The 11132-nt window shown below is 65.0% G+C and carries 10 protein-coding genes; 6 read left to right on the plus strand and 4 right to left on the minus strand.

Annotation, left to right across the window (positions count from 1 at the left end):
* Nucleotides 1–117 precede the first annotated feature (117 nt).
* Nucleotides 118–2652 (plus strand): TonB-dependent siderophore receptor, encoded by a 2535-nt coding sequence (locus tag IY145_RS19665; protein WP_246722111.1) that lies wholly within the window; start codon nt 118–120, stop codon nt 2650–2652.
* A gap of 162 nt (nt 2653–2814) precedes the next feature.
* Here the strand turns inward: IY145_RS19665 and IY145_RS19670 are convergent, their stop codons facing one another.
* Nucleotides 2815–3129, minus strand: a complete 315-nt coding sequence (locus IY145_RS19670) for a hypothetical protein (RefSeq protein WP_246722112.1) — start codon at nt 3127–3129, stop codon at nt 2815–2817.
* 83 nt (nt 3130–3212) lie between these two features.
* Entirely contained in the window at nt 3213–4409 is a 1197-nt protein-coding gene (metC, locus tag IY145_RS19675; protein ID WP_196409753.1) for a cystathionine beta-lyase, read from the minus strand.
* Nucleotides 4410–4575: 166 nt separating this feature from the next.
* Here metC and IY145_RS19680 point away from each other — a divergent pair, with 166 nt between their 5' ends.
* Both IY145_RS19680 and IY145_RS19685 read left to right on the plus strand, forming a co-directional pair.
* Nucleotides 4576–5592, plus strand: coding sequence for an amino acid ABC transporter substrate-binding protein (locus tag IY145_RS19680; protein ID WP_196409754.1), 1017 nt, complete (start codon nt 4576–4578; stop codon nt 5590–5592).
* A complete protein-coding gene (locus IY145_RS19685) occupies nt 5589–6551 on the plus strand; it encodes a DUF817 domain-containing protein (protein ID WP_196409755.1) in 963 nt (320 codons plus the stop codon). The genes IY145_RS19680 and IY145_RS19685 overlap by 4 nt, the downstream gene beginning before the upstream one ends.
* Here IY145_RS19685 and IY145_RS19690 read toward each other — a convergent pair.
* The gene (locus tag IY145_RS19690) at nt 6530–7084 is read right to left on the minus strand and encodes a DUF2478 domain-containing protein (protein ID WP_196409756.1); all 555 of its coding nucleotides are present in this window, start codon (nt 7082–7084) and stop codon (nt 6530–6532) included. The two genes, IY145_RS19685 and IY145_RS19690, sit on opposite strands and share 22 nt — an antisense overlap.
* A 229-nt stretch (nt 7085–7313) precedes the next feature.
* On the opposite strand from IY145_RS19690, the gene IY145_RS19695 reads away from it, so the two are divergent.
* Nucleotides 7314–7964: a VWA domain-containing protein gene (locus tag IY145_RS19695; protein WP_196410631.1), complete on the plus strand. Its 651-nt coding sequence runs from the start codon at nt 7314–7316 to the stop codon at nt 7962–7964.
* A gap of 12 nt (nt 7965–7976) precedes the next feature.
* Nucleotides 7977–8702 (plus strand): DnaJ domain-containing protein, encoded by a 726-nt coding sequence (locus IY145_RS19700; RefSeq protein WP_196409757.1) that lies wholly within the window; start codon nt 7977–7979, stop codon nt 8700–8702.
* Between the two features lie 55 nt (nt 8703–8757).
* Here the strand turns inward: IY145_RS19700 and IY145_RS19705 are convergent, their stop codons facing one another.
* Entirely contained in the window at nt 8758–10425 is a 1668-nt protein-coding gene (locus IY145_RS19705; protein WP_196409758.1) for a D-alanyl-D-alanine carboxypeptidase, read from the minus strand.
* A 266-nt stretch (nt 10426–10691) separates the two neighbouring features.
* On the opposite strand from IY145_RS19705, the gene IY145_RS19710 reads away from it, so the two are divergent.
* A complete protein-coding gene (locus IY145_RS19710; protein WP_196409759.1) occupies nt 10692–11033 on the plus strand; it encodes a phasin family protein in 342 nt (113 codons plus the stop codon).
* Nucleotides 11034–11132: the final 99 nt, after the last annotated feature.

Consider the following 11132-nt stretch of genomic DNA (forward strand, 5'->3'; position numbering starts at 1 on the left):
CCGGCCACGTCGGCGCGGCTCGAGTTTTTTTGACGCTTCGACATTCCGAAATCGGCGCGAGCGCGTCGAATGGACACGGACGGAAAAAGTCCGCGGCACATTCGACGGGAAGCGGCGATGAAGACGAAGAAGGGTCTGCGTAACGAGGGTGCGGCGATGAGTTCGACGGTTGCAGCCATGGCCTTCGGCGCCATGGCCCTGGGAGGGACGCCCGCCGAGGCCTCCCTCTCGCCGCAGGAGCGCAGCGGCGTCGTCATGGTCTATGACATACCCGCGGGAGCAGTGGCGACGGCGCTCAACGCCTTCGCCGTGAAGAACGGCCTGCATCTGCTCTATGACGCGCGGGTGACGCGGGCGCTGCGCACGCCGGGGCTTTCAGGCGCCTATTCGGTGCGCGAGGGGCTCGATCGTCTGCTCTGGGGCACCGGGCTGACCTATCGTTTCGGCGGTCCCGACGAGACGGCGGTGTCGATCATATTGGCGCAGAACGACGCCGTGCGCAGCGATGCGGGAGGGGCGGAGGCGCTGCCGCCGATCGATGTGGGGGCGGAGGCGGCGCAGGTTCGTGCTGGCGGCAGAGGCGATGGACGCGGAGAAAATGGCGGCGCCGGCAATTCGAACGCCTACAAAGTCGAATCGACGAGCACGGCGACCAAGACGAACACGCCGATCATCGAGACGCCGGTCAGCGTTCAGGTGGTTCCCCAGCAGATCTTGCGCGATCAGCAGATCGTCGTCATCGACGACGCTCTCGCCAATGTCAGCGGCGTGACGCCGATTCCTGTCGCCGGGCTTCAGTCGGGCTTTCTCGTGCGCGGCTTCGAGAGTTACAAATATTATCTCGACGGCGTTCGCGTGGACAACAAGTTCACGCCGATCACGAGAGAAATGGCCAACGTCGAGAGCGTCGAGGTGCTCAAGGGGCCGGCCTCGATCCTCTACGGGCGCCTCGAGCCTGGAGGCCTCATCAATGTCGTGACCAAGCAGCCTTCCCGCGAGGCGCATTACGATCTGCAGCAACAGATCGGCTCTTACGGCCTTTATCGCACGACCGCTGGCGCGACCGGTCCCCTCACTGCCGACAAGTCGCTACTCTATCGCATCGACGCGGCCTACGAGAACGCCGACTCCTTTCGGGAGTTCGCGCATACCGACCGAATCTTCGTCGCGCCGAAGATTCGCTATGAGCCGACCGCCGACACGCGGCTGAACGTCTATCTCGAGTATCAGCGCGGGCGCGCGCCTTTGGATTTCGGTGTGCCCGTGATCAACGGCGTTCCAGCGCCCGTTCCGATCTCGCGCAACTACGGCGAGGTAGGCAGCGAGTCCTATTTGAAGGAGGATCTGCGCGTCGGTTTCGACTGGTCCTACAACATCGATCCGAACTGGTCCGTATCGCACCGCTTCGATGCGAATTTTCGCGATGCGATCAACAACGTCGTCGTGCCATTGTGGCCCAATCTCTCGAGTTGCAGCGTCGCCTCTTGCACAATCGACCGCATCATCAACCAGCCGGCGGTCCAGTCGCAGGCCTATTTCACGAGCTTCGACCTAAAGGGCCGGTTCGACGCGTTCGGCCTCTCGCACAACGTCCTCGCGGGCGGCGACTATTATCTCGACAACTATAGAATTCAGCGCAAATTCAATTTCTCCGCGCCCTCGATCGATCTCTTCCGCCCGGTGCATACCGGATTTCCGAACTATCTCTACGCCAACCCGGACTGGGCCTTCTCGATCGACGCCGGCCAGAGTTGGTACGGCTTCTATTTCCAGGATCAGATCACTCTGCCCTATGATTTCCACCTGCTGGCTGGATTTCGATACGATAATGCGCGAATGGGCTCGACGGCGATAGACACGGTTCCGACGCCCGTCACGCTCGCCACGGCCACGTCTTACAACGACGCGATCAAGCCGCGCGTCGGCTTGTTGTGGCGGCCGATACCGCAGCTGAGCCTCTATGGCAGCTATGTCGAAAATTTCGGCCTGTCTCCTGTGGTGGACGGCTCCACCCGTCCCAATACCAATCTCCTACCGGCCACATCTGCGCGGCAATGGGAGTTCGGCGCAAAGACCGATCTATTCGACGGGCGGCTCACCGCGACCGTCGCCTGGTTCGACATCGTGAAGGTCAATGTGCCGACGCCCGATCCCGATCCAGCGCGCTCGGCGCTCGGCGCGCAGGTCTCGACCGGCGAAGCGCGTAACCGCGGCTGGGAGTTCGACGTGAGCGGCCAAGTGACCTCGGAGATCAAGGTCGTCGGCAGCTATTCCTATATCGATTCCTTGATATTGAAGGACAACAACGGCAATGTCGGCCATCGCCTATACGGCGTGCCGAAGAGTTCCGGAAGTCTCTGGGCGGTCTACGAGCCGGATTTCGACGTTCTGCGCGGAGCGAGCTTCGGCGCGGGCTTCGTCGCCCGCAGCTCCACTCAGGGTAATAACGCCAATAACTTTCAAATTCCCGGCTACGCTGTCGTCAATGTGATGGCGCGGTATTCCTTCATGGTGTCAAATCTGAAGGTGACTGCGCAGCTCAATGTGAACAATCTGCTCGACAAGACCTACTTTGTCACGCCGGGCGACACGATCGGCGTCATGCCCGGCGCGCCGCGCAGCTTCCTCGGATCGCTGAAGGTCGAGTTCTGACGCGCGTTTCAGCGAACACCCTGCATGGATTTCGTCCCATGCAGGGTGTTTCTTTCTGTCACGGAAATGCGCGCGAGCGGATCCAATGCGCGCGCGACCAGAATATGGCCATGGTCTCGGCGAGCTTCGCCTCGAGCCGCACACATTGTCACGCAGAAGGCATCACGCCTCGAAGCCTCGAGGAGGCCGTCCAGCCTCCGGAAACTTCGCCAAAAACGCCCGCAGCACCACGAGCTGATCCGCCGCTCGGCGGTTCAGCCCGAGGTCCAAAAATCCGTCGAGATCGGCGACGATCAGATCGCGCACCACGGCCGGCCCATGGCGGAGTCCGAGAAGATAGGAGGCGAGCAGAACGTCATGCTGCGCCGAAGGCCGCACGCCCGACATCACCTCATTCGATGTGGGCGTCGGATCGAAAGCCCTGCCTTGCGCGCCATACATGAAACTGCTCCCCTCGAGTCCGCCGCTCCGCGACATTCCGTCGCGCCTCGTCTCGTCAGTACGCGCTTTCGTCGATAGGGGAAATCGGGGGGATTACGTATCGAAAGCGCGATCGAATTTTATGCTTTCTGCGCGGCGGCGCGCAGGCGCGCGAAGCCGGTGTCGAGATCCTCCTTCAGATCGTCGATATCCTCAAGCCCGATCGAGAGACGTATCGCCGGACCGCCGGGAGCCCACGCTGTCGCGGTGCGATAGGAGGCGCAGTCGAAAGGCAGCGCCAGGCTCTCGAAGCCGCCCCAGGAATAGCCGAGGCCGAACAGCTCCAGCCCATCGAGCATTGCGGCGACGGCGGCCGGCGGGACCGGCTTCAGAATGAAGGAGAACAAGCCCGTCGAGCCGAGAAAGTCGCGCTTCCACAGAGCGTGGTCGGGATGGTTCTCGAAGGCGGGATGGATCACCTCCGCGACCTCCTCACGCCCGGCGAGCCAGTGGGCGATGTCGAGCCCTGCGCGTTCGGCCTCGCGCAGGCGCAATTCCATCGTCCGCATGCCGCGCAGAGCGAGGAAGACGTCCTCCGGGCCGGGACACATGGCGAAAGCGTTGTAGGCCGCACGCAGGCGCTTGGCCCATTTCTCATTCGCCGAGACGAGGCCGAGCAGAAGATCGGAATGGCCGGCGAGATATTTGGTGCCCGCTTCGATCGCGAGGTCCACGCCGCGCTCGTGCGGCGGAAAGAACAGCGGCGTCGCCCAAGTATTGTCGAGGATCACGCAGGCGCCTCTCGCATGGGCGACCTCGGCGATGGCGGGAACGTCCTGCACCTCCAGCGTCTGCGAGCCGGGCGATTCGGTCAAAACGGCCGTCGTGTTCGGCCGCATCAGCGCAGCGACGCCGGCGCCGATGCGCGGATCATAATATGTGGTTTCGACGCCGAGGCGCTTCAGCACCGTGTCGCAGAACATGCGCGCCGGCAGATAGCAGGAATCGGTCACCAGCAGATGGTCGCCCGCCTTCAGCGCCGTCAGCAGCGCGAGGGTGATGGCCGCGAGGCCGGAGGGGACGGCGACCGCATCCGCCGCGCCGGCGACGTCGATCCAGGCCTCTTCCAGCGCATGCGTCGTCGGCGTGCCCTTGGTGGCGTAGGTATAGGCGCCGCGATTGGCGAGCAGCGACGCCGTATCGGGAAAGAGCACGGTGGAGCCGCGATAGATCGGCGTGTTCACGAAGCCGAATTGTTGCGAGGGGTCGCGCCCGGCATGGGCGAGACGGGTGCGGCTTCGCTTTTTTCGCCCAGATTGTCCTTTAGTCTCGCTCATGTCTCGCCTATCGCGCCTTTCGTCGAACGGATTTGCGGCGGCCTGTTCCGCGCCGCAGTATAGCCGGTTTCGACGCGATCGGCGCCGATGGGCGGGACATGGGCGATCATGGGGAATTTGTCCAATGATCGCTCGAGGCGTCGCCAGCTGAAACCCCGAGTCGGATATGATCTCTCGCTTCTCTCGCCGCATCATCCTCCTCGGGGGCTTTCTGCTGCTCGCCGCCGCCGCGCAGGCCGCCACGCTCGAGCAGGCGCAAAAGCGCGGCTTCCTGATCTGCGGCGCGAGCAATGGCCTGCCCGGCTTCGCGCATCAGGACGAGGCCGGCCGCTGGAGCGGCTTCGACGTCGACTTCTGCCGCGCGCTCGCCGCCGCCATTTTCGACGATCCCGATAAAATGCGCTTCGTGACGCTCTCGGCCAAGGATCGCGTGAAGTCGCTGCAATCGGGCATGGTCGATCTATTGGCGCGTGGCGCCGCTTGGACGCTGTCGCGCGACGCGGGGCAGGGGCTCTCCTATGCGGCGATCAGCTTTTTCGACGGGCAGGGATTTCTCGCCCGGAAAAAATCCATCGCCTCGCTGCGCGATCTCGGCGGCCTATCGGTCTGCGTGCAGCAGGGCACGCCCTTCGAGCTCGATCTCGTCGATTCTCGGCGCGAGGGCGTCAAGCCGATAGAGCCGCGGCTCTTTCCCACATTCGAAGAGGCGGCCACGGCCTATTCCGACGGCAAATGCGAGGCGCTCACCGCCGACCTCTCGACGCTCGCGGCCAAGCGGCAGGAGCTCGCCGCGCCCGGCGATCATGCGATTCTTCCCGAGCTCATCGACAAGGAGCCGCTCGGCCCCATCGTGCGGCAGGGCGACGACCAATGGTTCGACATCGTCCGCTGGACGCATTTCGCCATGGTGGACGCCGAGGAGCTCGGCGTGACCTCCGCCAATGCGGACGAGCAGCTGAAATCCGCCGATCCCCGCGTGCGGCGCCTGCTCGGCGTCGACGGCGGCCGTGTGGAGGGGCTCGGGCTCGAGGCTGACTGGGTCTATCGCATCGTCAAACATGTCGGCAATTACGGAGAAGTCTTCGAGCGCAATCTCGGCTCCGGTTCGCCCATCGGCCTCGATCGCCGTCTCAACGCGCTCTGGACCAAGGGCGGGCTGATGTATGCACCCCCGGTGCGGTGAGCGAGGTGACAGATCGCGACAGTCTCGATCCGCGCGTGAGCGCGGCGGCGCAATGGGCTCCGCTCGCGCGTTTCGCCGTCGCCGAGGCGCGGCTCGCGCGCTGGGCGGCGCAGCGGCCGCTGCGCCGTCTCGGTTACGAGTTTCTACGCTTCGGCGTGAAGCAGGCATGGTCCTGCCTCTTCGGCTTTCTGATGATCGCGCTGCTCATCGGGACGCATTTCGTCTATCCGCGCGACGTTTTCCTCGAGCGCTACGACTTTCTGTTTCTCGCGGCGCTCGCCATTCAGGCGTTGCTGATCGCGACGCGCTTCGAGAGCCTGCAGGAGGCGAAAGTCATTCTGTTGTTTCATCTCGTCGGGACGATCATGGAGGTCTTCAAGACTGCGGTCGGCTCCTGGGTCTATCCCGAGCCCGCCTTTTTCCGCATCGGCGGCGTGCCGCTCTTCACCGGATTCATGTATGCGGCGATCGGCAGCTACATGATGCGCGCCTGGATGATCTTCGATTTCCGCTTCATCGGCCATCCGCCTGTGTGGACGGTGGCGGCGCTCGCCGGCGCGATCTACGTCAATTTCTTCCTTCACCACTATCTTTGGGATTTGCGCATTCTGCTGTTCGCGGCGACGGCGGCGCTTTTTGCGCGCACATGGATCTATTACCGCGTTCATCATTCCTGGCGATCGATGCCGTTGCTGCTCGCGGCTCTGCTGGCCGCGATCTTCATCTGGTCGGCGGAGAATATCGGAACCTTCACGCGCACATGGCTCTATCCGAACCAGCTCGCGGTCTGGTCTCCGGTCGGCCCGGCGAAGCTCGGCTCCTGGTTCCTGCTGCAGATCGTGAGCTATGCGCTGGTCGTGAGCGTCAAGCCGCCGCGCGCGCCGGACGCCGGGCCGCTGGAGCTATCGCGTGACCGGCATCGCCGCCGTTTGGAGGATCACTCCGCGCGCGTGAGCTGAGCCTTTTGCGCGCGCTCCCACCAAGACGAGAGCGCGTCGAAATCGTGCTCGAGGAATTCGGCCAGCGGGCCGGCGAATGCGCGCCACTCTTCCACATAATGCGGAGAGACGGCCGTCACCACTGGAACCTTGGCGAGCATCGCGGCGCGGAAGGCGTCGCTCAAGCCGCCGCGCGCAGCCTCCTGCTTGCTGAATTTGCTGATGACCACGAGGTCGACGCCCTCGGCGACGCGCCGCTCGATCGCGGCGCAAGCGAGCGCCAACTCGCTCGAGTCGAGATTGCAGGCGACCGAGCCTGCGCCGAGATCCTGCGAGATCGCGTAGAGCGCGCCATCGGCGACGTCGCGCAGCACGATGCGGCTGCGGCCGGTCGCCTCGTCGAGCACGCGCGCCTGGGTGACGCCGGCGACGCGGGCGCCGCTCTCGGCGAGACGCCGCGCGAAATCCGCGATCAGCGCTTGAGCCTGCGCGCTCGGTTCTCCTGGCAAAGCGGCAATCGGCGCCGAGCGGGGCAAGGTTGCGTAAAGGGTCATTTCACTTTTCTCGTGAGCGCAGAATGGCGCGATTTCTGTCGCGGCGCGCGACGGACTCGCCTATTCTTCCGAGATCGGCGGCGGGCCGCTTTTGTTCGGCGAGGCTCGCGCCTCTTGTCATTCCGGGGCGGCGCCCGATCTGATATAGACGGTCAGGGACGCGACGTGAACAGCCGTGAGCGATGAACGAGGCAATGCGCCGCTTTCCCGCTCCGCTCGCGCGGAGGCGGTGGAGGCGTTCATTCGGGAGGCGCGGCGCGTCGACGCCTCGGCCGAGCGGGGCCGGCTGATCTTCGCGCTCGACGCCACGATGAGCCGCCAGCCGACATGGGATCTCGCGCAATCTTTGCAGGGACGCATGTTCGAGACGACGTCCGCGCTCGGCGGGCTCGATGTGCAGCTCGTGTTCTTTCGCGGCTTCGGCGAATGCCGAGCCTCGGATTTCGTCGGCGGCGGGCAGGGGCTCGCGGCCTTGATGGCGAAAATCTCCTGCCGCGGCGGCCGCACGCAGATCGCCAAGGTGTTTCGCCACGCGCTCGAGGAGACGGGCGCGCGCCGCATCGGCGCTCTGGTCTTCGTCGGCGACGCGATGGAGGAAAATGTCGACGAGCTCTGCGAACTCGCCGGCCGCCTCGGCCTTCTCGGCGTCAAGGCCTTCATGTTCCATGAGGGCGGCGACGCCGAAGCCGGCTCCGCCTTTCGCGAGATCGCGCGGTTGACCGGCGGAGCCTATGCCGCATTCGACGCCGGAGCGCCGCGCCGTCTCGCCGAGCTTCTGTCCGCTGCGGCCGCTTATGCCGCGGGCGGGCTGGCCGAGCTCGAACGGCGCGCTACAAAAGGCGAAGACGCCGCCCGTCTTCTTTTGTCACAGATGGGGTGAGGAGCCCGCTTCATGCCCGTTCTGATCGGATTTCTCGCATTGGTCTTGGCGCTCTACGGATTGCGCGTGTTCACACGCGCTTCGCCTGCGGCGATGGCTCGCATGATTCGCAAAGGCGGCGGCGCCGCGACGATCGCGCTCGGCCTGTTCTTCATTCTGCGCGGACGCATAGACATCGGCCTGGTGCTGACCTCTGTCGGCATGTGGCTCTATGGCGCCTTCTCGCGCGGGGTGAAGCGCTTCGGCCATGCGAGCGCGGGCGGCGGCATGTCGCGTGTGCGCTCCGCCATGATCGAGATGGAGCTCGACCATTCGAGCGGCGCCATCCGCGGCACGATCCTCGCCGGCAAGGACGAGGGCAAGAGACTGGACGCGCTCACCCGATCGGCGGTGATGGAGCTCTACCGCCATTGCCGCAGCGTCGATCCGGAAGGGGCGCGTCTCTTAGAGGTGTATCTGGACCGCCGGTTTGCCGGCTGGCGTCAGACAGGAGACGGTCGACGCGACGCGGGGGGCGCCGATGCGGGCGGCGTCGGACCAGGCCGCCGCGGCGGCACGATTTCGGAAGATGAGGCCTATGAAATTCTGGGCCTCAAAAAGGGAGCGGCGCGCCAGGACATTGCGCGGGCGCACCGCGATTTGATGAAGAAGCTTCATCCGGACCATGGCGGGACGACCGATCTCGCGGCCCGGGTCAACGAAGCCAAAGATGTCCTCATGCGTCGTCATCATCATTGAAGCTCGGCCTTGTTCGCTCAACGCTCGTCGCTTTTTGGAAAAATAGGTCCGTCGTTCAATTCTTCGTCGCGAAACAGGAGAAGCCGGAGCGCTTCAGGGCGCGACAGGCCGTCTCCGCGCTTTTCTCCTCGAGCCCGGCGAAACGGGCGCGATAGAGCGTTTCTCGCCCTTTCTGCACCTTCTCGGTGAAGGCCTTGGCTGTGGCCGGCACGCCCTTGGCGCGAGCGCGCGAGAGCAGTTGCTGCGCCTTTTCGGCGTCGTCCGTCGCGCCGATTTGAATCATCCAACCCGAGTGAATCGGACGCGCCTGCTCGGCCTTGGACGGTTCGGCGCGATCGCTGCGGGCGACCAGCGTGCGATCGGTCTCCGAAGCGCGCGGCAGAGCGGCCGGCGTCGTCGCCGCGGCGGATTTCGTCCCATGCCCGGCCTTGGCCGCCGTCGAGCCGTCCGTGGTCGCGCGGACCCCGTCACGGCGCGTCGTCGGCTCGGGCTGGCGGCGGGCGCCGCGCTCGGGCGCCGGCTCGGCGGCCTTGCGACCGCCGGCGACGAAGGCCGGACGAATCTTGTCGGCGCGCTCGGGCGTCGGAAGCGAGATAACGGGAGCGGCCGAGGCGAGCGCCAGCGGCGGCGCGGCGCGCGGCGCGGGGGGAGCCGTGATCGCGGCTGCGACGACCGGAGTCTCCTCTTCCTCGGCGGCGTCGATCCGGGCGACCGGCGCGGGCTCGCCTTCGGTGATCGCGCGCGCGGTGCGAACTGGCGCGCCGTCGCCGATGTGCTCGGCGATGAGTCCCGCCATCACATTGTCGCGCGCGGCGGCGGTGCGTCCGCCCATGACGACGGCGACGATATGATGGCCATCGCGCCGCACCGAGGTCAGCAGATTGAAGCCCGAGGCATGGGTGTAGCCGGTCTTTATGCCGTCGACGCCGCGGATCTGGCCGAGCAGATGATTGTGATTGCGGTGCGACTGGCCGCGCCAGACGAAGGCGTGAGTCGAGAAATAGTGGTAGAAGCGCGGGAAGCGGTCCTGGATCGCGCGGCCGAGCACGGCGAGATCGTGCGCGGTGGTGATCTGCTGGTCATTGGGCAGGCCGGAGGCGTTGGCGTAATGCGTCCGCGTCATGCCGAGCTGATGGGCCTTGCGGGTCATCATCTCGGCGAAAGTCTCCTCGTCGCCGGCGATGTTCTCGGCGATCGCCGCGGCGATGTCGTTGGCCGATTTGGTGACGACCGCCTTGATGGCGCTGTCGACCTCGATCGTCTGGCCGGGCGCGAGGCCGAGCTTGGTCGGAGCCTGCGCGACCGCATGGGCGGAGATGACCAGCGGCGAATCGAGCCGCAGGCGGCCCTTCTCGAGCTGCTCGAACAGCAGATAGAGCGTCATCACCTTGGTGACGGAAGCGGGGTGGCGCAGCTCGTGCTCGTTGCGCGCATAGAGCGTGCGGCCGCTATTCGCGTCGACGACGATCGCCGCGAATGCCGGGCCCCCACCGCCGCCGGCGTGGCCGCGCCGCGCCGCATGGACGAGATGCGCGCCGCCGCGGCGATGATGCGCCGCATGATGGATAAAGGCGTGACGCGCGTGATAGCCCCGCCCGGAATAATGATGCCGCCTGGCCTCCGCGGGCGACGAGAAGAGCGCCAATAGCGCAGACAGGATCGCGGCTTGCGCTACCATCCACTTCCACCGCTCGAGCCCGCTCGCGACGCCACGCTTCGTCATCTATCCCAATCCCGTTTCACTGCCCGCGTCATGTGCTCGGCCGCGCCCGCCAGCGTGGGCGTTGCCGAAAAGTCACATGATTACAATCTTACCGAACCGAGGTTACCCCCTGGTTAAGGCAAAAGCCGTTCGGGATTGTGGTTTTGCATCGCAACATTCTTATTGACTTCGATTGTGCATTGCATATAAGTTTTCATTGTCACCTGAGCGCATGGAGTCCGCCAAGGGGCGAAGGCCGAAGCGCGCTCGATACGAGGACGAGACCGATGGTTGCCACTTTCGAAAGCGTTCAGCAGGCGGGCAAGGAGCAATTCGAAGCGGTGTCCGCGGCGGCGGCCGCCCTCACCAAGGGCTGGCAGACCATTGCGGCGGAGACGACCGACTATTCGAAGAAGTCCTTCGAAAAGAGCCGCCTCCTCGCTGAAAAGCTGATCGGTGTCAAGAAGATCGACGAAGCCATCCAATTGCAGTCGGATTACGCCAAGGGCGCGTACGAGGATTTCATCGCCGAGGCGACCAAGCTCGGCGAGCTCTATTCCAGCCTCGCCAAAGAGGCGTTCAAGCCGGTCGAAGCGGCGGCGACGAAAGTCTATTCCGCGGGCGAGTGAGCCGCCGGCTCGACGCGTCCTCGACCCTCGTCTCGGAAAAGCCGGGCGGAATTTTCCGCCCGGCTTTTCGTTTGTTCGACCTCTGTGGCGCCGCGGCAA

The organism is Methylosinus sp. H3A (assembly GCF_015709455.1).
Lineage (GTDB): Bacteria > Pseudomonadota > Alphaproteobacteria > Rhizobiales > Beijerinckiaceae > Methylosinus.